This is a genomic window from Kitasatospora sp. NPDC090091, assembly GCF_044747365.1.
Taxonomy (GTDB): domain Bacteria; phylum Actinomycetota; class Actinomycetes; order Streptomycetales; family Streptomycetaceae; genus Kitasatospora.
This window is the reverse complement of record NZ_JBIVDY010000002.1, coordinates 409,088-433,973: the sequence shown is the minus strand read 5'-3', so window position 1 is coordinate 433,973 and position 24,886 is coordinate 409,088. Positions and strand designations below refer to the sequence as shown.

Annotated in this window: 18 protein-coding genes; 2 read left to right on the top strand and 16 right to left on the bottom strand. The window is 73.7% G+C overall.

Going from position 1 to position 24,886, the window contains the following annotated elements; genetic code table 11:
- Positions 1-14: 14 nt before the first annotated feature.
- Positions 15-839: an HAD family hydrolase gene (locus ACIPSC_RS04885; protein WP_400822996.1), complete on the top strand. Its 825-nt coding sequence runs from the start codon at positions 15-17 to the stop codon at positions 837-839.
- A gap of 31 nt (positions 840-870) precedes the next feature.
- On the opposite strand, the gene ACIPSC_RS04880 is transcribed toward ACIPSC_RS04885, so the two are convergent.
- The 16 genes from ACIPSC_RS04880 to ACIPSC_RS04805 all read right to left on the bottom strand — a co-directional run bounded on the left by ACIPSC_RS04880 (position 871) and on the right by ACIPSC_RS04805 (position 24,129).
- Entirely contained in the window at positions 871-1,761 is an 891-nt protein-coding gene (locus ACIPSC_RS04880; RefSeq protein WP_400822995.1) for a phosphate ABC transporter ATP-binding protein, read from the bottom strand.
- 23 nt (positions 1,762-1,784) lie between these two features.
- Entirely contained in the window at positions 1,785-2,720 is a 936-nt protein-coding gene (locus tag ACIPSC_RS04875; protein ID WP_400822993.1) for a class E sortase, read from the bottom strand.
- Complete coding sequence (locus tag ACIPSC_RS04870; protein ID WP_400822992.1) at positions 2,717-4,615, bottom strand: substrate-binding domain-containing protein; 1,899 nt, start codon at positions 4,613-4,615, stop codon at positions 2,717-2,719. The genes ACIPSC_RS04875 and ACIPSC_RS04870 overlap by 4 nt, the downstream gene beginning before the upstream one ends.
- Before the next feature lie 38 nt (positions 4,616-4,653).
- Positions 4,654-5,832 (bottom strand): phosphate ABC transporter permease PstA, encoded by a 1,179-nt coding sequence (pstA, locus tag ACIPSC_RS04865; protein ID WP_400822990.1) that lies wholly within the window; start codon positions 5,830-5,832, stop codon positions 4,654-4,656.
- 58 nt (positions 5,833-5,890) lie between these two features.
- Positions 5,891-6,910: a phosphate ABC transporter permease subunit PstC gene (pstC, locus tag ACIPSC_RS04860; RefSeq protein WP_400822988.1), complete on the bottom strand. Its 1,020-nt coding sequence runs from the start codon at positions 6,908-6,910 to the stop codon at positions 5,891-5,893.
- A 129-nt stretch (positions 6,911-7,039) separates the two neighbouring features.
- Complete coding sequence (locus tag ACIPSC_RS04855) at positions 7,040-9,757, bottom strand: hypothetical protein (RefSeq protein WP_400822987.1); 2,718 nt, start codon at positions 9,755-9,757, stop codon at positions 7,040-7,042.
- Between the two features lie 318 nt (positions 9,758-10,075).
- Positions 10,076-10,669, bottom strand: coding sequence for a hypothetical protein (locus ACIPSC_RS04850; protein ID WP_400822986.1), 594 nt, complete (start codon positions 10,667-10,669; stop codon positions 10,076-10,078).
- Positions 10,670-10,798: 129 nt separating this feature from the next.
- Positions 10,799-11,830, bottom strand: coding sequence for a PstS family phosphate ABC transporter substrate-binding protein (locus ACIPSC_RS04845; RefSeq protein WP_400822985.1), 1,032 nt, complete (start codon positions 11,828-11,830; stop codon positions 10,799-10,801).
- 395 nt (positions 11,831-12,225) lie between these two features.
- Positions 12,226-12,627 (bottom strand): hypothetical protein, encoded by a 402-nt coding sequence (locus ACIPSC_RS04840; RefSeq protein ID WP_400822984.1) that lies wholly within the window; start codon positions 12,625-12,627, stop codon positions 12,226-12,228.
- Positions 12,614-12,913, bottom strand: a complete 300-nt coding sequence (locus ACIPSC_RS04835; protein WP_400822983.1) for a hypothetical protein — start codon at positions 12,911-12,913, stop codon at positions 12,614-12,616. Before ACIPSC_RS04835 ends, ACIPSC_RS04840 begins: the two co-directional genes overlap by 14 nt.
- A gap of 377 nt (positions 12,914-13,290) precedes the next feature.
- On the bottom strand, positions 13,291-15,120 hold the full coding sequence (locus ACIPSC_RS04830) for a GAF domain-containing protein (RefSeq protein ID WP_400822981.1): 1,830 nt from the start codon (positions 15,118-15,120) through the stop codon (positions 13,291-13,293).
- A 70-nt stretch (positions 15,121-15,190) separates the two neighbouring features.
- The gene (cydD, locus tag ACIPSC_RS04825) at positions 15,191-18,778 is read right to left on the bottom strand and encodes a thiol reductant ABC exporter subunit CydD (protein ID WP_400822980.1); all 3,588 of its coding nucleotides are present in this window, start codon (positions 18,776-18,778) and stop codon (positions 15,191-15,193) included.
- Between the two features lie 3 nt (positions 18,779-18,781).
- Positions 18,782-19,807, bottom strand: a complete 1,026-nt coding sequence (gene cydB, locus ACIPSC_RS04820) for a cytochrome d ubiquinol oxidase subunit II (RefSeq protein WP_400822978.1) — start codon at positions 19,805-19,807, stop codon at positions 18,782-18,784.
- A 22-nt stretch (positions 19,808-19,829) separates the two neighbouring features.
- Positions 19,830-21,374, bottom strand: coding sequence for a cytochrome ubiquinol oxidase subunit I (locus ACIPSC_RS04815; protein WP_400822976.1), 1,545 nt, complete (start codon positions 21,372-21,374; stop codon positions 19,830-19,832).
- A 408-nt stretch (positions 21,375-21,782) separates the two neighbouring features.
- Positions 21,783-23,150 (bottom strand): oxygenase MpaB family protein, encoded by a 1,368-nt coding sequence (locus ACIPSC_RS04810; RefSeq protein WP_400822975.1) that lies wholly within the window; start codon positions 23,148-23,150, stop codon positions 21,783-21,785.
- A gap of 91 nt (positions 23,151-23,241) precedes the next feature.
- Positions 23,242-24,129, bottom strand: coding sequence for an oxidoreductase (locus tag ACIPSC_RS04805; protein ID WP_400822974.1), 888 nt, complete (start codon positions 24,127-24,129; stop codon positions 23,242-23,244).
- Positions 24,130-24,186: 57 nt separating this feature from the next.
- Between ACIPSC_RS04805 and ACIPSC_RS04800 the strand changes: the two genes are divergently transcribed.
- Positions 24,187-24,852, top strand: coding sequence for a DNA-binding response regulator (locus tag ACIPSC_RS04800; RefSeq protein ID WP_400822972.1), 666 nt, complete (start codon positions 24,187-24,189; stop codon positions 24,850-24,852).
- Positions 24,853-24,886: the final 34 nt, after the last annotated feature.

The following is a 24,886-nucleotide window of genomic DNA, read 5'->3' as shown; positions in this document are numbered from 1 at the left end:
GCGAAGATGGTCCGGTGACCACACCCCGCACCGCCCCCCGCCTGATCGCCACCGACCTGGACGGCACCCTGCTCTGCGCCGGCGGCACCGTCAGCGCCCGCACCGCCGCGGCCCTCGCGGCGGCCGAGGCGGCCGGCGTCCAGGTGGTGTTCGTGACCGGCCGGCCGCCGCGCTGGATGCAGCAGGTGAGCGCGCACATCGGCGGCCACGGCGTGGCGATCTGCTCCAACGGCGGCGCCGTGGTGGACGTGCGGCGCGGCGAGCTGCTGGAGTCCACCCCGCTCGGCGCCGAGGCCGCGCTCGCCGTGGTGGCGGCGCTGCGGGCGAAGCTGCCCGGTACCGCGTTCGCCTTCGAGTACCCGGCGGGGTTCGCCCGCGAGCGCGGGTACGAGCTGCGGATGTGGGGCGAGGACGAGAGCCACCCGGTCGGCCCGGCGGAGGAGCTGCTCGGCACCGGCGGGCCGGTGAAGGGCCTGTTCAAGCTGCTGGCCAAGCACCCGGACCTCGACCCGGACAAGCTGCTCACCGAGGCCCGCGCGGTGGCCGGCCACCTGGCCGAGATCACCCGCTCGGCGCCGGTCCCGCTGCTGGAGATCAGCGCGCCCGGCGTCACCAAGGCCAGCACGCTGGCCCGCTGGTGCGCCGGGCGCGGGATCGACCGGAGCGAGGTGGTGGCCTTCGGCGACATGCCGAACGACCTGGAGATGCTGGCCTGGGCCGGCACCGCCTACGCCGTCGCCAACGCGCACCCGCAGGTGCTGGCGGCGGTGCCGCTGCACACCGTGAGCAACGAGCAGGACGGCGTCGCGGCGGTGCTGGAGCGGCTCCTCGGCCACTGACCCCGGAGCCGCCCCGCTGCCGCCGCCCCGGTTACCCGAAGCGGCCGCTGACGTAGTCCGCGGTCCGCCGGTCGCGCGGGGCGCCGAACAGCTGCTCGGTCGGCCCGGCCTCGACGATCCGGCCCGGGGTGTCGTGGCTGGCCAGGAAGAACGCGCAGGACTGCGAGACCCGCTGCGCCTGCTGCATGTTGTGGGTGACGATCACGATGGTCAGCCGCCCGCGCAGCTCGGCGATGGTCTCCTCGACCCGCCGGGTCGAGGTCGGGTCGAGCGCCGAGCACGGCTCGTCCATCAGCAGGATGTCCGGCGAGACGGCCAGCGAGCGGGCGATGCAGAGCCGCTGCTGCTGGCCGCCGGAGAGCGAGCCGCCGGGGGTCTGCAGCCGGCCGGAGACCTCGTCCCAGAGCCCGGCCCGGCGCAGGCTGGTCTCCACCAGGTGCTCGCGCTCCTCCCGGGACACCTTGATGCCGGCCAGCTTCAGCCCGCTGGAGACGTTGTCCTGGATGGACATCGCCGGGAACGGGTTCGGCCGCTGGAACACCATCCCGATCCGGCGGCGCACCTCCGCGGGCCGCCGGCCGGGCCGGTAGACGTCGTCGCCGTCCAGCAGCACCTCGCCGGAGAGCGCCGCGCCGCGCACCATCTCGTGCATCCGGTTGAGGATCCGCAGGTAGGTGGACTTGCCGCAGCCCGAGGGGCCGATCAGCGCGGTCACCTCCCCGGCGGTCATGGCCAGCGAGACCCGCTCCAGCACCTTGCGGGGGCCGAACCAGGCGGAGACGTCGCGGGTCTCCAGCGCGGCCAGCGGGACGCTGTCCGCGGGCGCCGCCGGGACCGGCGGCAGGGTGAGGGTCTCGGCCGCCGGGTCGACCGGTCCGGACCGGTCGAGCAGCGGGGCGTCGGTCATCGGTACATCCGTCATCGGTACGGTCCTCCGGGCGCGCTTCAGTAGAGGTTGGGCAGCAGGGCGGCGGCGTTCTCGTAGACCGCCCAGAGCAGCGCGCCGACCACCGGCGCGAGGCTGAGGTAGGCCGCGGAGCGGTGCCAGATCCGGGCCAGCACGGTGACGGCGAGCACCGCGCCGAGCAGCCCGAGCGTCCACAGCTGCAGCGTGGCCAGCGCGCCCTTGTCGGCGGCCAGCGCCTTGTCGTACGGGACGGTGGCGGGCCGGCCGCCGGGGTTGACCTCCGGCTCGCCCTCCAGCCGGGCGCCGACCATCACCGTGGAGCCGGGGATCCAGTCGGAGTCCCCGGTGACCAGCACCAGGCGGTTGCGGGCCGGGTCGCTGATCGGATGGTCGGCGTCGCCGTACACGTTGACGGTGTAGGTGAACTTCCCCTGGCCGGTGGTGGCCTCGATCCGGTCGCCGACCCGCAGCCCGGTGAGCTCGGCGAACGGCGCGCCGAAGGTCGCCCCGCGGCCGAAGACCACCGCCACCCCGCTCTGGCCCGGCAGCGCGGTGTCCCGGCGGTGGCCGGGGCCGCGCATGAGGTCCCGGCCGGTGGTGCCCTCCACCACGACGGCCTGGTGCAGGCCGATCGCCGGGATGTCGAGCAGTGCGACCGGGTCGCCGTCCGCGGCGGCGCCGGTCGGGGCGACCGCCCGGGCCAGCTGGTCCCGGAAGGTCTTGTGGGCGGTGGACTGGAAGTGCCGTTCCTGGAGGTGCGAGAGCGTGAACAGGTAGCCGACGAAGCCCATGATCAGCGCGGCCAGCAGGGAGACCGCCCAGGCCGCCTGGAGGAACCGCCGCCGTCCGGGCGCCCCGGCCGGCCGCCGCCCGGCCGCACCGCGCTCGGGGGCGGGCGCCGGCTGCGCACCCTGCCCCGCCGGCGGCGCGGACTGCGCGGAGGCGGCCGGCTTCTCCAGCGCCGGGGCCGTCACGACCGGCCGCCGGCGGAGTTGCGGCGCCGCAGCAGACGGCGGCCGAGCAGCGGCGGGACGGTCACCACGGCGAGCAGTTCGATCGCGGTGAGGACGGAGAGCGTCCAGTCCTCGGGGCGCCCGTCGACCGCGACCACGTTGGCCGGGACCTCCCCGGCGCCCGTGCCGCCGCGGCCGCGCGCGACCACCTGGCCGGTCTGCGGGTCGACGACCTCCTCGGCCGCCGGGTCGCCGCCGCCCGCCGCACCGCCGGCGTCCCCGCCGGCCGCGGGCCGGCCGGTGTCGCCGGTGCCGGTCCCGCCGGCGCCGGAGGAGCCGCCCGCGGCGCCGCCGCTGCCGCCCGTGCCGCCGGCCCCGCCGCCGGAGGAGCCGCTGCCGGTGCCGGTCGCCCCGGGCGTCCGCCCGCCGCCGGTGGAGCCCGCGGCGCCGGACGTGCCGCTGCCGCCGGTCGCGGCCCCGCCGGTGCCGGAGCCGCCGGTGCCACCGGTGCCGGAGCCCGAACCGGAGCCGCCGGAGCCCGAACCGCTCTTCACCGGCTGGCCGTTCTGCACGGTGCAGTCCAGCGGCGCACCCTGCTTGTCGCACGGGCTGGGCTGCGGGGCGTTCTTCAGGACGGTCAGCTCACCGGCCGAGTTGAAGGTCGGGTTGTTGCAGTTGGAGAGCGAGTTGGGGTCGACCGGGCTGGCGTTGCCGGGGATGTGCTGGGTCTGCAGCAGGCCGCCGCGGACCAGGTTGCGCGGGATCGGGGAGTAGCCGAGGCCGTCCGCCTCGCCCTGGCCCTCGCAGAGCACGTAGGCCAGGAAGCGGCTGAGCGCGCTGCCCTTGTCGTTGTTGAAGCGCGGCGGCGGCGGCAGCGCGGCCCCGGCCCGCGGCACGATCACGTAGCTGTAGCTGGACAGCGGGTAGGAGCGCGGGTCGTTCATGCTGTAGACGCCGTCGAGGTTCTGTTGCAGGTAGTCCGGGTCGTCGGGCGCCGTGCCGTCGTCGACCCCGCGGATCTTGGCGGCGGTGAGCGCGACGGCCACGTTGGACGCGGTCGGCAGCGAGTAGTAGCCGGCCGGGTTGAGCACCTTCACGACCGGCCAGTTGCTGCGCTTGGCGAAGGCGTACTCGTCGTAGCCGATGGTGCCGAGGCCGGACGGCGCCTTGATGTAGCCGGCGACGACGTCGGAGCCGTTCTGCGCGGTCATCCGGCCGGAGGGCGGGAAGAACTCGGTGTACTCACCGCAGGAGACGCCGTTGACGCCCTTGCAGTACTCCTCCCACTGGGCCCCGTGGGTGTGGCTCATCCAGCGGGTGAACTGCGCGGTGGCGCCGGAGCCGTCGGAGCGGACCACCGGCGTGATCGGCAGCGAGGGCAGGGCCTTGCCGTAGTCCGCGGTGATCTTCGGGTCGTTCCAGTTGGTGATCCTGTTGGTGAAGATGTCGACGATCGTCTGCGGGGAGAGCCGCAGGTCGCGCACCTGCTTGCCGGCGACGACCAGGTTGTACATGAAGGTCGTCCCGCCGGCGGTGATCGGCACGTAGGAGAACCCGTAGCGGGGGTTCTCGGGCTTGCCGCCGCCCCCGGCCTGGCCGGCCTGGCCGAGCCCGGTGTCCGACTTCGAACGGAACGGCACGTCGGAGGCGGTGAAGTCGTCCTGGCCGATGCTCCACTGGTTGCGGCCGGCCGCCGAACCGATCGGGTTGAAGTTGATCTGAATGCCCTGCGGCGCGACGTCCTGGCGCCACTGGTCGATGGCCGGGCCGGCCCAGCTGGACCCGTCGGCGTTGAGCGCGGTGGCCGCGAACGCGGGGGTGCTCTGCCCCAGCAGCAGGGAGCCCGCGGCGAGCATCAGGGACAGCAGCACGGCGAGCGGGCGTGCCACGGGGCGGCTTGCGGCCTCCCACGACATGGGAACTCCTCTGGTACTGAGGGTGGTTGGGTCGGACATCAGTGCGCCCCGAGGGCGGCGGCCTCGGCGAGACGGGCCGAGCGGTCGGTCCGGCGCACCTGCCGCCGGGTCAACTGGCCGGGGCGGCGGCCGCCGACCACGCGCGCGGTGACGAACAGGATCAGGACGACGCCCATCAGGGTCAGGCCGGCCGCGAAGGCGCGCGAGATCATCTCCGGGTAGGGCTGCTTGACGTAGTTCCAGATGTACAGCGGCAGCGAGACCTGGTGCTCGCTGAACGGGTCGGCGTTGAACTGCGAGGTGAAGCCCGAGGTCAGCAGCACCGGGGAGGTCTCCCCGACGCCGCGCGCCATGCCGAGCACCACCGCGGTCACCAGACCCGGCCGGGCGGTGGGCAGCACGACGTTCCACACCGTGCGCCACTGGCTGCCGCCGAGTGCGTACGAGGCCTCCCGCAGGGTGCCCGGCACCAGCCGGATCACCACCTCGGCGGCCCGGGTGACGATCGGCATCGTCATCACGGTGCAGGCGAGCGAGGCCGCGAGGCCGCTCTTCTCGAAGCCGAAGGTGATGATCACGACGCCGAGGATGAACAGCCCGGCGACAATCGACGGCAGTGCCGTCATCGCCTCGACCAGCGTCCGCACCGGCCGGGCCATCCGGCCGCCGACCTCGGACATGAAGACGGCCGCCGCGATGCCCAGCGGAACGGCGAACAGCGTCGTCAGGGCGAGCTGTTCGAGCGAGCCGACCATGGCGTTGAGCGCACCGCCCGAGGTGATCGGGGAGAGCGCGGCCGTGTGGTCCATCGACTCGGTGAAGAAGTTGAGGTGCTTGGCCGCGTCCAGGCCGCGGGCCAGCACGAAGCCGATCTGGTCGGCGATCAGGCCGACCACCAGCACGCCGGAGCTCCAGGCGACCACCGAGACCAGGCGGTCGCGGACCATCAGCGGGCCCCACTGCAGCCGGCCGATGGCGAAGTAGCCGAGCAGGAAGAGGACGTACCAGCAGAGCAGGAAGCCGAACGCACCGCTGAACGGCAGGATCCGCTCGTAGAGCATCCAGTTCAGCGCCAGCGAGCCGGTCAGTGCACCGGCCACGGTCAGCACGTCCTCGGCGGTGACGCCGCCGAGCCGGATCCGCTTCTCGGGGCGGGGCGGTTCGGCGGTGGCGGCCGGTGCGGCGGCCGCGGCCGGCGGCAGGTCGAGAGTGGTCATCGGTACGTCCCTTCACGGCGGGGCGGCAGCGGGCGGCGGGCGGCGGGGCGGGCCACGGTCAGTCCGCCGTGGAGGCGCCGGAGCGGGACCGGTTGATCACGAACCCGGCCGCCAGGTTGACCAGCAGGGTGAGCCCGAAGAGCACCAGCCCGGCCGCCATCAGCGCGGAGAGCGAGAGGTCGTCCGACTCGCCGAACCGCAGCGCGATCAGCGCCGAGATCGAGTTGGCGCCGTTCTCCAGCACGTGGGTGATCGCCTTGAAGTTCGGCGAGATGATCAGGGCGACGGCGATGGTCTCGCCCATCGCCCGGCCGAAGCCGAGCATCACCGCGCCGATCACCCCGCCGCGGCCGAACGGCAGCACCACCGTGCGGACCATCCCCCACCGGGTGGAGCCCAGCGCGTAGGCACCCTCCCGCTCGCCCTGCGGGGCCTGCGAGAACACCTCCCGGCTGAGCGAGGTGACGATCGGGATGATCATCAGGGAGACGACCACCCCGGCGATGAAGGTCGAGGACGTGTACGACGTCCCGATGTCGCCGGTGCGCACCTTGAGGAAGGGGATCGCGTCCCCGAGGTGGTTGGCCGTCCAGCGGACGAAGCCGATGATCCGCGGCTGGAGGAAGAACAGCCCCCAGAGGCCGTAGACGATGCTGGGGATCGCCGCCATCAGGTCGACCAGCGAGATCAGCGTGGCGCGCAGCCGGGCGGGCGCGTACTCGGAGATGAAGACCGCCGTGGCGAGCGACACCGGGACGGCGATGATCAGCGCGATCACCGCGATCAGCAGGCCGTTCGGGAGCACCGCGGCGATGCCGAAGTTGTGCGCCTGGGTCTGCCACTTCTGCTCGGTGAGGAAGGACCAGCCGACCTCGCTCAGCGCGCTCGCGCCGCGCAGGATCAGGAAGAACGCGATCAGCCCCATGATCGCGAAGACCGAGAGCCCGGCCACCCGCAGCACCCCGCGGAACACCCGGTCTCCCGGGGTGGCTGGGGCGGTGATGACGCGGGGGACATCGGGATCGGGTGGACGTGGAGCCCCGGCGTACGGTGCCGCGGGCTCGGCGGCGGCTGTCATGGTCTGCTCTCCGGCGCGCTCGGTACGGAAGTACTCGGTACAGGGAGTCCCCGGGCGGTCCGCCCGGGGAGGGGGACCCGGCGGGGCCGGGGACGGCGGCCCCGCCGGGTCGTCACTGCCGCTGCGGGCTCAGGGCCGGCGACGCAGCCGCGCCCAGGCCCGGCCCGTGGCGGCCATCGCCCGCTCGCCGGCGGGCGTGCCGCCGAGGAGGAGCGCCGCCGGGCCGCCGATCAGCAGCACCAGGCCCGCGATCACCGCGACCGGCAGCAGCAGGCGGGCCGTGCCGGCCCGGTCGGCCGCCGGGCTGCCGGCCGCCACCGGGGCCGCCGCGAGCGGGCCGACCTGGGCGCTCGGCGCGGCGGTGGGCTTCGCGGCGGCCGGCGCCGGGGTCCCGTTCGCCGGGCCGGCGCCGGTGCCGGCGGTGCCGCCCGTCGCACCGCCGGTGGCGCTCTCGACGCCCAGGCCGCCGGTGCCGCCGGTGCTGCCGGTGCTGCCGGAGGAGGAACCGCCGTCCGAGCCGCCGGCCGTCGTGCCGTCGGACACCGGGGCCGCGCCGCCGGTGCCCGCGGCGCCGGACCCGGCCCCGCTCTCGCCGCCGGTGGCCGTGCCGCCGCTCGTGCCGCCGGTCCCGCCGGTCGTCCCACCCGTGGTCCCACCGGTGGTCCCACCGTCGCCGCCGGTCGGCGGCGCCGGCGGGGGCACCTGGTTGCCGGGCCACTTGCCGTCCTGGAGCTCCACGTGCTTCGCGGCGTCGAGGGCCTGCTGGCGCTGCGCCCCGGTCAGGCTCAGGAAGCCCGGCGCGAGCCGGCCCGGCTCCACCCCGTAGACCTGGCCGCTGCCGGCGACCGTGGTGAGGAAGCGGCTGATCGCCGCCGCCTTCTCGCCGGACACCCCGCCGGTGGGCACCATCGCGTACTGGACGGTGGCCAGCGGGTAGGCCTGCGCGTCCCGGGAGAACGCGGTGTCGGCCACGCCGTACGGGAGCTGCTGGGTGCCGGTCGCGGCGTCGGTCGTCATGTCGCCCACCGCCGCCTGGAAGCCGTTGGTGGTCGGCGAGACGAAGCCGCCGGCCGGGTTCTTCAGGGCCGCCTCGGGGAGCGAGAAGGCCTTGGCCTGGGCGCTGTCCATGATGGCGAAGAGCTTGCGGTCACCGCGGGCCATCGGATCGCACTTCGGGTGGTTGCCGGTCCCGTCGGGCATCCAGAGCTGGCAGGTGGAGCGGTTCTCCTGGATCGTCCGGAAGACCTGGGTGAGGCCGCCGAGCACCGGGTTCCACTCGTACTGCCGCATCTTCCTGGCGGCCTCGGAGGCACCGGTCGGGCCGGAGAAGTCCTGCGGCTGGACGGCGTCCACCGGGTAACCGGAGAAGGCGCCGCGCTGGTAGAAGGTGTTCACCCGCATGCCCCACGGGTCCTCCTCGCCGTCCAGGAACCGGGTGGCGTCCGGGTCGGCGGCGATCCACGCGGTCAGCTGGTACACGAGGTCGGTGGTGCCGCCGACGATCGTCGGCTCGAACTCCGCCGGCGCGCAGGAGGACGGCCACTGCATGCCGCTCGCCTCGGAGAACTGGTTCAGCTGCTTGAACTCCGGGTCCTGGAAGATGCAGCTGGGGTTGCCGCTCACCGAGGCCACCGGCAGGCCCGGCGGCGCGTACGACTGGGTGAGCAGCTTGGCCACCAGACGCGGCGTCAGCTTCATGTCCCGGAGCTGGCGGCCGGTCCTGGTGTCGTCGACGACGAAGACCACCGAGACCCCGCTGGTCGCCAGGGGCGCGTAGACGTAGGGCCGGGCCGGGGTCGCGGTGTCGGGCCGCGCGGTCAGCGCGACGTCGAGGCCGGCGCCGCCCAGGAAGGCCTGCCGGGCCTGCGGCTCACCGCCGGAGGCGGAGTACTGGAAGGAGAGCGGCGAGTCGGCGAGGCAGAGCCCGGCCCGCCACTGCTGGACGGCGCGGTTCGCCATCTCCAGGCCGGCCGACTTGAACACCGCGGCCTGGTTCTCGCAGTCCGCCGCGGTGGGCGCGAAGTACAGCGGCATGACGGTCCGCTTCTCCCAGGCGCACTGCTCACCGATCTGGAACCCGGCGTACTGGTTGCCGGCCCAGGACGCCGCGTAGGCCTCCAGCCCCCCGTCGCTCGCGGTGTTGAAGAAGCCGTCGATGTCGCTGAGGTGGTCGGTGCAGTCGACCGCGCCGTTGCGCACCTGGTTCGGGTCCTGGGTGTCGCCGCCGTAGTTCGGCTCGATCACCAGGGAGCACGGGTGGGTGGCGTCACAGCCGAGCGAGGGGCTCTGGGTCGCGGTCCACACCTCGATGCTGGTCGCCCCCGAGCCGTCCGCCCCGGTGGGCGCGATCGCCATGTTGGAGGGGAAGTCCGGCGTCGTGGTGCCCTGCGGCGGCGCCACCTGGTTGAACCCCTTGGCGGGGTCGGCGTTGTACAGCGTGCTGCCGTAGCAGTCGGTGATCTTCGGGTCCAGGCCGCGGCACTGGTAGACCCGGACCGCGTAGAGGACCTGCTTGTCGCCCTTGGTGACGACGGGCACCGACTCGCCCATGGTGTTGAGGGTCGGGGTGAACCCGCTCCAGGAGACCTGCAGCACCTGGTTGGAGAGGTCCTTGGTCTGGGCGACCGTCACGCTGCCCTCGGGACCCTCGGTCCAGGTGTTCGGGTCCCACACCTTCGGCCCGGGCTTCGTCACGGCCGACGACACCGACGCCTGCGCCTGCGGCAGCGCGCCAAGGCCGATGGGGGCCACGCCGAGCGCCACCACCACCGACCAGACGAGGGTGATCGCCGGCAGTCGCCGGCGCCACCTCCCGCGTCTCGGATCAGGTAGGAGTCGGAGTCTCATTGCGGGCACCTCCGTACGAAGCGCACCGCCCGTGGCGCGGCGCGAGAGGGGATCAGGCTGCGAGCGGGCCGACGGCTCCGGTTCGCATCCATTCGGCCAGCCGGAGATGGCCGGATCCGGTCGTGTCGATGTACGAGACCCCAACGTGGCGACTCCGTAGCGGAGTTGGGAACTCCGCACCGAAAGCCGCCCAGCACCCGCCCAGCACACCACCCTGAACCCCACCCGGAACTCCGCACCGACGGCACGGAGTTCCGCACAGCACGGCGGGCCCACGCCGTCGCGCGGACCCGCCGAAGTGCCGGCCGCCGGGAGCGGTCAGCTGCCGGCGGTGAAGGTCAGCGTGAAGTCGCCGACCGACTGGCCGCCCTTGAAGAAGGAGGTGTTCAGCTTGCCGTCCAGGACCTGCGCACCCTCGGCGTCCACCTTGAGGTCGGTGGAGGTCACCGTCTGGGTGGCGCCGGAGCGGGTGATGTCCGTCATGCCGGCCGGGTCGAGCAGCGCCACCGGCGCGGCACCGCCGGCCAGGACACCGGTGACCTGGAAGGTGTCCGCGCTGAACGCGAGCTGCTTGAAGAGCGCGCTCTTGCCGGTGAAGACGTTGATGAAGAGCAGGCTGCCGCCCAGCTCGACGTTGCCGTAGTAGCCCTGGAGGTTGGCGTCGCCACCGGTCACCGGGAAGGTGGTGGAGAAGCCGGTGGTGCTGTCGTACGACGGCGTGGCGGCCGGCAGCGGGATGACCACCACACCGCTGAGGGCCGCGTCCTTCAGGAACGCGGTGCTCTCGTGCACCACAGCGCTGCCGGTCGGCGCCACCGGGGCGGTGTCGGCGGCGGCCACACCGCTCAGGCCGGTCACGGTGAGGACGACGGCGGCACCGGCGGCGACGAGGCGGGCGCGGGTACGGGACATGCTGAACTCCTTGGGAGAGGTGGGAGGTTGTGCGTGGTGCCGAGAGCTTCCGGCGCGGCGCCGGATGTGACCGGCGGCCACGGGCCGGAGCCCGTGGCCGCCGGGTGATGCGGCGTGATCAGCGGGTGATCAGCTGTGGGTGGTGGTGCCGCAGGCGGCAGCCGAGAGCGGCAGGAAGCCGTAGCTCTTGATGTCGTTGGTGCCGTTGGCGCAGATCCAGCCCGAGGGGCCGAAGATGTTGCGCAGCGCGGCGCCGTGCGCGTCGGTCGCGGTCCACTCGGCGTTGCGGACCACGTTGTAGACCACGCGGCCGAAGGCGGAGGCCGCGAACGGCGCGTTGATGGTGTTGGTGGTGGTGTTGACCGGCACCAGGGTGCCGACGTTGCGCAGGGTCAGGCTGCCCGGGTTGGAGGTGGGCGTGCCGTGGCCGCCGACGGTCTGGCTCAGGTAGGCCGCGACCGAGTACGGGTAGACGACGTCGGCGCCGGCCAGGCGGGAGTCGACGCCCTCGTTCTCCTCCGGGCCGTCCTGGACGCAGCTGCCCACGGTCGGGTTGCCGATCGCGGTCAGGAAGAAGGCGCGGGTGCCGGAGTTGGCCTGCGGCAGCCACGGCTTGATGGTGGCGTTCGGCAGGGTGGCGCTGATCTGCGTCCAGTTGGTGATGGAGCAGTCGTAGATGCCCTTGAGCTGGGCGGCGGTCAGGCTGGCCGGCGCGTGGCCGCCGTTGTTGGCCGACCAGGTCACCGCGTCCTTGGCGAACGCGACGAAGATGTCGGAGGCCGGGTCGGTCGGCTTCGGGGCACGCGAGGAGCGGGCCACGTCGACCTTGGAGCCGGCCGTGTTCAGCTCGGTGATGCCCGCGCCCGAGCCGTTCGGACGGGTGATGGCGGAGGCGCCGGACTTCGGGGTGATGGTGGCGGAACCGGTCGCGTCCCAGCTGTAGTACCGCGGCGAGGTGGTGTCGCCGATGCTGGTCAGGTAGGCGTTGTAGTCGGTGGAGAACTGGGTCGACACGGACTGGGTCGTGTCGGAGCCCACGCTGACGATGTCGGCGGCGGCCGGGGTGACGGCCGGGTCGGCGACGGCGGTGCCGGCGGCGACGGTGGCGACCGAAGTGGCGATGGCGGCAACGGCGAGCAGCTTGGCAGCGGTCTTGCGCATGTTCCTGTTCCTCCGGTGGGAGAGACGTGCATCGCTGTACCCGCGCCCTGGTTGGGGCCCGGGGCCGGTGGCCGCGTCCGCGGCGGCCGCTCCGGCAGAGCTGATCCTGTCTGCCGCGGCAGTTCCGCCGGAAGTGCGGTCGGCGGCCGCCGGCGAATGTCGACTCATCGGTTCGGAGAGGTTTAGTGACTGGTCAGGGCGGCCGTGGCGGGTGGGAAATCCGCAGGTCGGAGGCCGGTGACGTTCTTCTCCAGGTGGCGGCTCGGGGTGTTGCCGGAAACCTGCGCTTCACCGGGGAGGAGGGAAGCGGCGGCCTGGCGGGGTGGCCGGACGGGCGGCCGCGGGGTGGCCGGACGGGGGTGGTGCGGGGCGGTGCGGGTCGCGGTGCGGACCGGTCACCAGGGCCGGCGGCCGCCGCTGCGCCGCAGCTCCTGGCCGATCCACTGAAGACCGGTCAGGAACGCCTCCACGGCGGCCTGGCACTGGTCGCGCCGGAGGTATCCGCGGGCGCTGCGGGCGACCGCGACGGCCTCGCCGGCGCCCGGACGGGTGCTGCGCACGGGCAGGTGCGCGGTCCACACCCACAGGCGCCCCTCGGACTGTCCCACGGTGCACCGCAGGGCCGCCCGCTCGATGATCAATTCGCGGACCGCCTCGGCGAGTTCGTCCTCGCTGCGGTAGGTGCGGACACCGGCTCCGAGCTGCCGGCCGTTGGCGGCGCGCAAGGTCCAGCCGACGCAGCGGTCGGCGGCGGGGAGGATCAGCAGACGGGGGCCCCGGCGCTCAGCGGGCGGCATCGGAGCGTCTCAACGGCGCTTTTCGGTCGGGGAGTTCGAGAGCCGGCTGCTTCGCCAGCAGCACCACGAACCGTCGGAAGGCGTTCTGGCAGGTCGCGTACCGCTCGTACGCGCGGCTGGAGCGCACCTCGGGGAGGGTGCGCGAGCCGGGGACGACCCAGATCCAGCCGATGCCGTCCCGGACGTGCGTGATCCGGGCGACCAGGGTGTCGGCGCCGGCGCGTAAGCCGTCGAAGCCGCGCTCGGCCTCGCCGGCCGTCTCGTACGCGGCCGGAGTGATCGCCACCACGCGGCCGTTGGGCGCCTTGAGCTGCCAGCGGTAGCGCCCGTCCGGCGCCCGTTCGGCCCGGAACCCCCCTCGACCTGCCCCTGCTGCGGTGTGACCGCGGCCCGACGCGTCCACTGTCCCCCCAGTCCGGTACCTCTCCGAAACGGGAGTAAAGCTATGTGTGCACACGAGCGCGCCGGAAGGGCAGGAAATGCACAACTTGCTCCGTTGGCCGCAAAGTTCTCTCTCGTTAAACTTTCACCGACTGCACACCACTCACTCCCCTCGCGCCCCACTCCATCACCGTCCGTTCGAGAACGTGCGAGCGCCCGGGGCCCACCGGAGCCCCCGGAAGCCCCCTGCGGAGCGGCTCGGAGCCGGGCGGCCCGACCGGCTCAGAGCCGGGCCGTCCAGCGCACCAGCGTGCCCTTCCCGTACGGACCCGGCTCGTGCCAGGCGTCGCCGCCGAGCACCTCCGCGCGCCGGGTCAGGTTGCTCAGCCCGCTGCGCCGGCCGTCCGGCGGGATGCCGACGCCGTCGTCCGTCACGGTGAGCAGCACTCCCGGCCGGCCGCCGCGGTCCAGCGACTCCGGGTCCCCGCCGACCGGGCGGCCCACGTCGTCCAGGTGGACGGTCGCGTCGACCTCCACGCCGACCCGCGAGGCCCGCGCGTGCCGGGCCGTGTTGGAGAGCATCTCCCGTAGTGCCGCCAGAAGTTGGCGGCCGGTCTTCTCGCCGACCATGCTCTCGACCGGGCCGATGAAGGTCACCGAGGGCTTGAAGCCGAGCGCCGCCGCGGCCTGGCTGCCCTCGCGCAGCACCCTGGTCCGCAGGGTGTCCGGCGCGTCGCCGTGGTTGTCGTGCTGGAGGGCGTAGATGGTGGTGCGGACCTCCTGGATGGTGGCGTCCAGCTCGTCCACCGCCTTGCCGATGCCGACCTTCACCTCGGGCACGACGGCGCGCCGGGCCGCGCTCTCCAGCATCATCCCGGTCGCGAACAGCCGCTGGATCACCAGGTCGTGGAGGTCCCGGGCGATCCGGTCACGGTCCTGGAAGACGGCCAGCCGCTGCTGGTCCCGCTGTCCCTCGGCCAGCCGCAGGGCCAGCGCGGCCTGGGAGGCGAAGGTCTCGGCGAGCTGCTTCTCCGCGTCGGTGAACGCCACCGCCCCGCGCGCACGCCAGACGCTGAGCCCGCCCAGCACCCGCCCGGCGGCGACCATCGGCACCGCCATCGACGGGCCGAAGCTGCGCGCCAGCCGCATCACCACGGTCGGGTCGCTGGACATGTCGTCCAGGTGGACGCTCTCGCCCTGCAGCAGCCGCGCGGCGAAGCTGTCCTTCGGCAGCAGCTCGCCCCGGACGAACTCGGCCGCCTCGCCGGAGGCGTGGGCCACCCGCATCTGCCCGCCCCCGTCACCGTCGCCGCCACCGTCACCGTCACCGTCACCGGTCGGCAGCAGGATCATGCCGAGCGCGGCGTCCGCCAGCTCCCGGACCTGCTCGGCCGCGATGGTCAGGGCGACCTGCGCCCCGTCGGTGGAGAGCAGCGCCGTGGTGACGGCCGCCGCGCCGGCGATCCAGCGCTCGCGGCGCCGGCCCTCCTCGTAGAGCCGGGAGTTCTCGATCGCCACGCCGGCGGCGGCGGCGAGCGCGTGCACCACCTGCTCGTCCTCGGGGGTGAAGGCGCCGCCGCCCTTCTTCTCGGTGAGGTAGAGGTTGCCGAAGACCTCGTCGCGGATCCGGATCGGCTCGCCGAGGAAGGTGCGCATCTGCGGGTGGTGCGGCGGGAACCCGGAGGAGCGCGGGTCGGCGCCGAGCTCGGTGAGCCGCAGCGGCTCGGGCCGGTCGATCAGTGCGCCGAGGATGCCCCGGCCGGCCGGCAGCTCGCCGATCTCGGCGGCGGTCCCGTCGTCGACCCCGACGTGGATGAAGTCGGCCAGGCCGTGGCCGCCCGGGGCGATCACCCCGAGGGCGGCGTACCGGGCGTCGACCAGCTCGGCCGCACCGGAGGCGATCCGGTGCAGCGTGGCGTGCAGGTCGAGCCCGGAACCGACCGAAACCACGGCCTCCAGCAGCCGCTGCATCCGGTCGGTGACGGCGGCCGCGGACTGCAGCCGCTCCGCCACCTCGGTGACCAGGGTGTCCAGCCCGAGCGAGGAGATCTCGGGCACCCGATGGGGAGTCGGGTCCGGAGCGGCGTCGGGCAGGTCGGGCGTGGGGTCCATGAGACGAGCGTAGTTTGTACGGTTTTCGGCCGAAGGGCGGCGCGACAGGAGCGGTGCCGCCGAGTGGGGCTCAGCGCCCGGCCGGCACCGGCGTCTCCTGCCCCGCACCGGCCGCCGCGAACCCGTCCGCCTCCCGCTCGCGCTCCCACATCGCCCGCAGCCGGCCGCCCGGCTCCGCGACCAGCGCGGACCACCGGCCGCGCTCGACCACCCGGCCGCCGTCCAGGACCAGCACCTCGTCGACGGTGGCGTCGTCCAGACCGGCCAGCCGGTGGGTGATCAGGACGGTGGTCCGGCCGGCCGTGGCGGCCAGCAGGTCGGCGGTGAGCGCGTCGGCCGTCGGCAGGTCGAGGTGCTCGGCCGGCTCGTCCAGGACCAGCACCGGGAAGTCGGCCAGCAGGGCCCGGGCCAGCGCGAGCCGCCGGCGCTGGCCGCCGGAGAGCCGGGCGCCGTGCTCGCCGACCATGGTGTCCAGCCCGGCCGGGAGGGTGTCGGTCCAGTCCAGCAGCCGGGCGGCGGCCAGCGCGGCGCGCAGCTGCGCCTCGTCGGCGCCGGGCCTGGCCAGGCGCAGGTTCTCCCGCAGCGAGCTGTCGAAGACGTGGGCGTCCTGCGCGCAGAGTCCGATCACCCGGCGGACGTCGTCCCCCGCCAGCTCCCGGCTGTCCACAGCCTGTGGACGGCCGGCGGCGAGCGTGACGCTCCCCGCCACCGGGTCGAGGAAGCGCAGCAGGGCCTGGGCGAGCGTGGTCTTGCCGGAGCCGGACGGCCCGACGACGGCGATCCGCCGCCCGGGGGCGAGGTCGAGGTCGACGCCGGCCAGCGCGTCCACCGGCTGCCCCGGGTGCCGTACGGTCAGGCCGCGCACCGCGATCGGCAGCGGCTGCTCGGGCAGCGCCTCCGGCTCGGCCGGCTCGGCGACCGGCGCGGGCGCGTTCAGCACCTCGTCGAGGCGCGCGGCGGCGGCCCGGCTGCGGCGGCGGGCCTGGACGGCGAGCGGCATCCCGGTGACGGCCTCGAAGGCGGCCTGCGGGGTGAGCACCACCACCGCCAGGCAGACCGGGGCCAGCGCTCCGCTGTGGACGCCCTGGACGCCGACCGCCGCGGCGGCGGTCACGGTCAGCCCGGTGAGCAGGGTGATCAGACCGGTGCCGAGCGCCGCGGTGGCCGCCGAGCGGGCGGCCAGCCCGGTGAGCGCGGCGTCGGCGGCGCGCACGGCGGCCAGCCGGCGGGGCAGCGCCCCGGCGACGGCGAGCTCGGCCGTCCCGGTGAAGGTGTCGACCACGGCGGTGGCCAGCCGGCCGCGGGCCGGGGCCTGCCGCCGCTCGGCGCCGGCCGACCAGCGCCCGGTCAGCGCGGGCACCGCCGCCCCGGCGAGCAGCAGGCCGAGGCCGAGCACCAGGCCGGCGGCCGGCAGGAAGGCGCCCAGCGCGACGGCGGAGCCCAGCGACACCACGGCGGCCACGGCGGCCGGCAGGCGCCAGCGCAGGTAGTGGTCCTGCACCGCGTCGACGTCGGCGACCAGCCGGGAGAGCAGGTCCCCGCGCCGGAAGGCGGGCAGCCCGGCCGGGGCGAGCACGGTGAGCCGGCGGTGGACGGCGGCCCGGAGGGTGCCGAGGCTGCGCAGCACGGCGTCGTGCGAGACCAGCCGCTCGGCGTAGCGGAAGACGCTCCGCCCGATGCCGAAGGCGCGCACCGAGGTGACGGCCATCATCAGGTAGAGCACCGGCGGCATCTCGGAGGCGCGGGAGATCAGGTAGCCGGAGGTGGCCATCAGCGCGACCGCGCAGCCGAGGGCGAGCGCGCCGAGCAGTACCGAGAGCGCCAGCCGGGGCTTCACGCCCTGCTCCCCGGCCGGCCCGTCGCCCGGGTCGGCGTCGGCGTCGGCGTCCGCCGGGGCGGGCACCGGCCGCCCGCTGTGGGTGAGCACCGGCACCGCACCGCCCGGCACCGCGCCACCCGGCACCGCACCGCCCGCTGCGTCCGGCCCGACGGCGTCCGGCGCCTCCAGCCGCACCCGCCGGTCGGCGACCGCGAGCAGCGCGGGCCGGTGCGCGACCAGCAGCACGGTCCGCCGCGGATCGGCCGCCAGCGCCCGGACCGCCGCCACCACGGCCGCCTCCGACTCGCCGTCCAGGTTGGCGGTCGGCTCGTCCAGCAGCACCAGCGGCCGGTCGTCGGCGAGCAGCACCCGGGCGAGCGCCAGCCGCTGCCGCTGGCCGGCCGAGATCCCGGCGCCGTCCTCGCCGAGCAGGGTCTCGGGCCCCTGCGGGAGCGCCCGCACGAAGTCGAGCGCGTGCGCGGCCCGCAGCGCCGCGTGCAGCTCCGCCTCGCCGGCGTCCGGCCGGTAGAGCCGGACGTTGTCGGCGACCGTCCCGGCGAACAGGTGCGGGTGCTGCGGCACCCAGGCGATCCGGGACCGCCAGCCGTCCGGCTCCAGCTCGGCCAGGTCGTACGTCCGGCCGTCGGCGGCGGTGATCCGGACGCTGCCGGCGTCCGGTGCGGTGAGCCCGAGCAGGACGCCGAGCAGGGTGGACTTGCCGGCCCCGCTCGGGCCGGTGAGCGCGACCGTCTCCCCCGGACGGAGCGTCAGTCCGGCGCCGGCCAGCGCGGGCGCGGCCCGGCCGGGGAAGGCGACGGTGAGGCCGGCGGCCTCGACGGTGGCGCCGGCCGGGGTGGGGGCCGGCACGGTGCCGGCCTTCGGCAGCGGGGTCTCCAGCACCCGGAAGAGCTCGTCGGCCGCGGTCAGCCCCTCGACGCTGGAGTGGTAGAGCGCGCCGACCTGGCGGATCGGGAAGTAGACCTCGGGCGCCAGGATCAGGATCAGCAGCCCGGTCTCCAGGTCCAGCGAGCCGTCCACCAGCCGGAAGCCGATCGAGACGGCGACCAGCGCCACGGAGAGCGTGGAGAGCAGCTCCAGCGCGAACGAGGAGATGAAGGCGATCCGCAGGGTGCGCAGGGTGGCCCGACGGTAGTCGGCGGTGATCCGGGCGACGGTCGCGGCCTGGGCCCGGGCCCGGCCGAAGACCTTGAGCGTCGGCAGCCCGGCGACCACGTCCAGGAAGTGGTGCGAGAGCCGGGCGAGGGTGGCCCACTGCCGGTCCATCCGGGACTGGGTGGCCATCCCGATCAGCACCATGAAGAGCGGGATCAGCGGGAGCGTCCCGGCGATGATCGCGGCCGAGGCGAGGTCGGCGCCGAGGATCCGCAGCAGCACGACGACCGGGACGACCACCGCGAGCGCCAGCTGCGGCAGGTAGCGGGCGAAGTAGTCGTCCAGCGCGTCGACGCCGCGGGTGGCGAGGGTGGTGAGTTCGCCGGTGCGCCGGCCCGCCAGGTAGGCCGGGCCGAGCGCGGTGGCGTGGTCGAGCAGCCGGCGCCGCAGGGTGGACTTCACCCGGGCGACCGACCGGTGGGCGATCAGCTCGGTGAGCCAGCCGACCAGCCCGCGCCCCACCGCCGTCAGCGCCAGCAGCACCAGCGCGGTGGTGAGCTCGCCGAGTGCGGCCCGCTGCTGGAAACCGCGGACCACAATCTCGGCGACCAGGCTCGCCTGGGCGACCACCAGGGCCGCGTTCACGGCGCCGAGCAGCACCGATCCGGCGAGGAAGGCCCTGGTGGTGCGCGCGTACCCGAGCAGGCGGGGGTCGACCGGCTTCACGGCTCAGCCCTGGTCGGTCGCGGCGGCCGGGGCGTGCCCGGGGATGTGCTGGACGCCGATCCGCCGGCGGAACACCCAGTACGTCCAGCCCTGGTAGAGCAGCACCAGCGGGGTGAAGACGGCGGCCACGATGGTCATCAGCTTCAGCGTGTACGGCGAGGACGCCGCGTTGCCGACCGTCAGGCTCCAGCCGTCGTTCAGGGTCGACGGCATGACGTCCGGGAAGAGCGCGAGGAAGAGCATCGCGACCGCGGCCACCACGGTCGCCCCGGAGAGGACGAACGCCCAGCCCTCCCGGCCCGTCCGGGTGGCCGCCAGCGAACCGGCCAGCGCGAGCACGGCCAGCACCAGCGCCACCAGACTCCGGCCGTTGCCGTTGTCGGCCTGGGTCCAGAGCAGGAAGACCGCGGCCAGCACCGCCGTCACCAGGCCGAGCCGGAGCGCCATGGCCCGCGCCCGCTCCCGGATGTCACCGACCGTCTTGAGCGCGGCGAAGACCGCGCCGTGGAAGGTGAAGAGGCTCAGGGTGACCAGACCGCCCAGCAGGGCGTAGGGGTTGAGCAGGTCCCAGAAGCTGCCGACGTAGTTCTTCTGCGCGTCGATGTCGACGCCGCGGACGATGTTGGCGAAGGCCACGCCCCAGAGGAAGGCCGGGACCAGCGAGGTCCAGAAGATGGCCTCCTCCCAGTTCCGCTGCCAGCGCGGCTCCGGGCGCTTGGCCCGGTACTCGAAGGCGACGCCGCGCACGATCAGGCAGACCAGGATCAGCAGCAGCGGGATGTAGAAGCCGCTGAACAGCGTCGCGTACCAGTCCGGGAAGGCGGCGAAGGTGGCGCCGCCGGCGGTGAGCAGCCAGACCTCGTTCCCGTCCCAGACCGGGCCGATCGTGTTGATCAGGACGCGCCGCTCGGCGGTGTCGCGGGCCAGCGGCTTGGTGAGGATGCCGATGCCGAAGTCGAAGCCCTCCAGGAAGAAGTAGCCGATCCAGAGGACGGCGATCAGGACGAACCAGACGTCGTGGAGTTGCATGGTCGATCGGTCCTATCCGTCGTCAGTAGGCGAAGGCGAGGGGCTTGTCGGCGTCGTCGCCCGCGGACGGGCCGCGCAACGTCGGGTCCACGGCCGGCGGTTGCTCGGACGTGACCGGGCCGGCCTTGGCGTACTTGACCAGCAGCCGGACCTCGATGACGGCGAGGACGGCGTACAGCGCGGTGAAGGTGGCCAGCGCGCCGATCTGGGTGCCCACGCCCACGTTCGGCGAGACGGCGCTCGCGGTGGTCATCAGTCCGAAGACGGCCCACGGCTGGCGGCCCATCTCGGTGAAGACCCAGCCGAAGCTGTTGGCGATCAGCGGGAATCCCATGGTGAGGATGCCGATCCGCCAGCTCCACTTGGTGAGGAAGGGGCCGAGCTCACGGCTCGGGGTCAGCATCAGCCGCGGCACCTCGGTGTCGCCGGTGCGGAACCCCGGGGCCAGGAACCACTTCCTCCGGGTGGTCCAGAGTCCGACCAGGCCGGCCATGAAGGAGGTCATCCCGAAGCCGATCATGAGGCGGAAGCCCCAGTAGGTGACGAAGATGCTCGGGATGTAGTCCTTGGGGTCGCCGCCGTACTTGGCGGCCTCGGCGTCGGCGGTGTCGTTGATGCCGGGGACAGACGAGCTGAAGTCGCTGTTGGCGAGGAAGGAGAGTATCCCCGGGACCTCCAGCTCCACCGAGTTGTGGCCCTTGCCGACGTCGCCGACCGCGAAGACCGAGAACGGCGCGGGGGCCTGGGTGTCCCACAGGGCCTCGGCGGCGGCCATCTTCATCGGCTGCTGGCGGAACATCACCTTGGCCAGCGAGTCGCCGCTGAGCGCGGTGCCCAGGCCGAAGACGACCGCGAGGACGAGGCCGAGCCGGAGCGAGGTGCGCATCACGGCGACCTTCTTGGGGTCCGCACCGGCGGGCCTGCGCTTGGCCTTCCAGAGGTGGAAGGAGGCGATGCCGACCATGAAGGCGGCGCCGGTGAGGAAGGCGGCGGTCAGGGTGTGCAGCACGACGGTCACGGTGGTGTCCTGGAACAGGACCCGGGTGATGTCGGTGAGCTGCGCCTTCCCGGTGGCCGGGTCGACGGTGTAGCCGACCGGGTGCTGCATCCAGGAGTTCGCCGCCAGGATGAAGTAGGCGGAGAGCACCGTGCCGAGCGAGACCATCCAGATGCAGGCGCAGTGCAGCTTCTTCGGCAGCTTGTCCCAGCCGAAGATCCACAGGCCGATGAAGGTCGATTCGAAGAAGAAGGCGATCAGCGCCTCCATCGCGAGCGGGGCGCCGAAGACGTCGCCGACGAACCGGGAGTAGTCCGACCAGTTCATGCCGAACTGGAACTCCTGGACGATGCCGGTGACGACACCCATCGCGATGTTGATCAGGAAGAGCTTGCCCCAGAACTTGGTGGCGTGGAAGTACTTCTCCTTGTCCGTCCGCACCCAGGCGGTCTCCAGCCCGGCCACGACGGCGGCGAGGCTGATGGTGAGCGGGACGAAGAGGAAGTGGTAGACGGTGGTGATGCCGAATTGCCATCGCGCGATGGTCTCGTGAGCGATTGCCAGTTCCACGTCGCCCTCTCTTCAACCGACCTGGTGAAGGTCACTTACCGGACAAACTTCAGAAACGTCATCTCTAGCCGTAGACCGCTGCTCATCAGCGCAAGCTTGTCCGCTTGTGAACGTGAACACGTTCACAAGGGCCAGTATCCATCATGCTTACGGGTGGATTGCGGGCGGGGTGGGACTGAACCGGCCACTGACCGGCAGCGATGCCGTGCGCACAGTCTGCGAACTCGACCCGGCGCCCACAACGAACGAGCGGGCGAACCCGGGGATGATCTTGGCCAATCCGTCGCTTGACAGCCGCCGGATCGGCCAAACCGTCCTACCGGACGGCCGCACGGGCCGACCGGCAGGACGGTTCGGTGGCGCCGGCCGGGGCGGTGGCCCGGCTACGGGCCGGCGGCCCCGGCGCCGCTACGGGCGGCCGAGGAGGTGGGTGCCGGCCGCGGACGGGCTCCGGGAGGTGAAGTACTCCACGAAGCCGGCCAGGAACTCCCGCTCGGTGATGCGGCCGTCCCCGTCCGCGTCCAACTGCCGGAACCCGTGCGAGAGTTCGGCCGGGTGGACGCGGCGGCCGCCGAACAGCGCCCGGTACTCGTCGGCGTCCAGGTAACCGCTGCCGTCGGTGTCGGCAGCCGTGAAGACGGCGCGCAGGGCGCGGAGCAGGCCGGCCTCCAGGTAGTCCGGATCCCGGTCGCAACCCGCCAGGGTGGCGGCGACGAACTCGGCCCGGTCGACCCGGCCGTCGCCGTCGGTGTCCATGGTCGAGCGGAGCTGCTCCCACCAGGCCTCGAAGCCGGCGTACACCGCGGCCTCGCCCTCCTCGGTGAGCTCCAGCTGCCAGCAGACGTTGTGCGCCATGGCCTGGAGGTCGCGGGCGGTGACGTAGCCGTCCCCGGTCTGGTCCAGGACCTCGTGGAAGAACCGGTCCACCCGCGGCCGCCGGGTGTCCTGCCGGGGCGGTCGGCGCACGGTGGGGCGGCGGTCGGGCGATCGGTAACGGAGGTGGTCCGGCAGCCGCGCCGCCACCGCCCGGCCGCCGCGGTGCAGCAGCACGGAGAGCACGGCCGCCCGCCGGGTGGGGGCCAGGCCGAACCGCTCGCGGTAGGCGGCCGGCAGGTCGGCGACGGTGAGGGCGGTGATCACCCGGGCCGCGACCGCCCGGACCAGCCGCCAGCCGACCGGCCCCAGCCACCGGAGCCGGCGCGGCTGCGGCGCCTCGCGCAGGATGTCGTACAGCAGGTAGCGTGCCGAGCCGGTGAACTCCAGCTCCTCGCGCACCATCCGGTCGAAGTAGCGGGGCAGTTCGGCGACGCTCTTCGGCACCGCGTCCTCCGGGAGGCCGAACACGGCGGCGATCTGCCGGAACTCCCCGTAGACCGCCTCCAGTTCGGCGCCGGTGTAGCGGTCGCCGCCCAACCGGCGCATGGCCACGACGGATTCGAACAGGGTGAGCAGCACCCAGGCCCGGGTACCGGGGTCGTGCGCGTCGTACGACCGGCCGTCCGGGGCGGTGCCGCGGATCCGCCGGTGCGCCCGGGCGAGGCGCTCGACCTCCCGGTGCAGCGCCTCCTCGTCGGCCTGGAAGAGCCGCCGGCCGCTGCCGAGGGTGTGCTCGATCCGGCGCCACGGATGGCCGCGGTAGGTGGAGTGCTCGTCCATCCCCGCCGCGACCACCGGGTGGGAGGCCTGCAGCACCAGTAGCCGCCAGGCGACCAGCCCGACCCGCCACTCACTGAGGTCGCGCCGGAAGGAGGCACCCCGCCTGGACGACACCGGCATCCGCATCCCCTTGAGTCCCGCTGTGCTCCGCCGCCTCCGGCCTCCCCCGCGGGTCGGTGACGGAAACACCGCCGGAATCAGTGTGATCGTCCTACTTTGCCAGCTCCCGGGCGACTGCACCGAGCTCCGCGAGGTCCTCGTCGCCGAGCCGGACCGAGGCGGCGGCGACGTTCTCCTCCAGGTGCGCCGGGGAGGAGGTGCCCGGGATCGCCAGGACGGTCGGGGAGGCGGCCAGCAGCCAGGCCAGCATCACCTGGGCCCGGGTGGCGCCGTGGCGCTCGGCGACCGCCCGGAGCACCGGGTGGTCCGGCACGCCGGTACCGCCCAGCGGGTAGAAGGGGACGAAGCCGATGCCGCGCTCGGCGCAGTCCTCGACCAGCGCCGCGTCGGCGGCGCTGTGCTCCAGCACGCTGAACTTGTTCTGCACCGCGACCACCGGGGCGATCTCCTCCGCCTCGGCGAGCTGGGCCGCGTTGACGTTGCTGACGCCGAGGTGCCGGATCAGCCCTTCCTCCTGCAGCTCGGCCAGCGCGGCGAAGGGCTCGGCGATCGAGCTCTGAGTGGGCATCCGCCGCAGGTAGACGAGGTCGAGCCGGTCCACGGCCAGCTCGCGCAGGTTGCGGTGGACGGCCTCGCGCACCCCGGTGCGGTCGGCCGGGTTCATCCAGGTGCCGTCGGGGAAGCGGCCGGGACCGACCTTGGTGGCGATCACCAGGTTCTCCGGGTAGGGGTGGAGGGCCTCACGGATCAGGACGTTGGCGAAGACGTCCTTGTAGAAGTAGAACCAGGCCGTGTCGATGTGGTCGATGCCGAGCTCCACGGCCCGGCGCAGCACCGCGCGGCTCTGCTCCGGGTCGCAGGCCGGGCCCTGCCAGTCCCGCATCGGCAGCTTCATCGCGCCGAAGCCCATCCGGGAGACCTGGAGGTCGCCGCCGAGGAGGAGGGAACCGGACGCGGTGACATGAGGTGAGGTCGTCATGGCATCAAGCCTCCGGTGGGCTCGCCAACCCGCTCGCCGATCTGGCAGTTTGCTGCCATGAGTACCGATCGGATCATCACCCTGCACGGAGAACAGGAGCTCGTCCAGCGGGTCGGCCACCTGTTCGTCGCCTCGCGCGAGGAGTTCCTGGTAGCCGCCGCCGACCTGATGACCTGGTCGACCGGGGTCAACGCCGCCTTCCGCGAGGGCAAGCGCCCCCACGTCGTCCCCGGCCTCACCATGCGCAAGCTCTACACGCGGCGCGCGCTCGCCGACCCGGAGTCGCACAAGCGGCTGCTGCGGATCGCCGCCTCCGGCATCGAGGTCCGGATCTCCGACGGGCCGCTCGCCCGGGAGGCGATCATCATCGACCGGCGGACCGCGATCCTCGCCGGCGCCCCGGTCCGCGGCGTGCGCACCTTCACCGTGGTGCAGACGCCAGAGGTGGTCGAGGGCGTGCGCTCGCTCTTCCGCGCCACCTGGGAGACGGCCACCGACCTCGCCGACTGCACCGCGGCCCCGCCGCTGCTCACCGACCAGGCCCGGCAGATCCTCCAGGCCCTCGCCGCCGGGCACACCGACGAGACCGGGGCCCGGCTGCTCGGCCTCTCCCTGCGGACGTACCGCCGGCGGGTCGCCGAACTGATGGTCATACTCGGCGCCAACTCCCGCTTCCAGGCCGGGCTCCTCGCCCGGGACCTCCAGCCCGACGGCCCGCACTGACCCGCCGCCGACGGGACTCCGGGGCCCCGGCGAC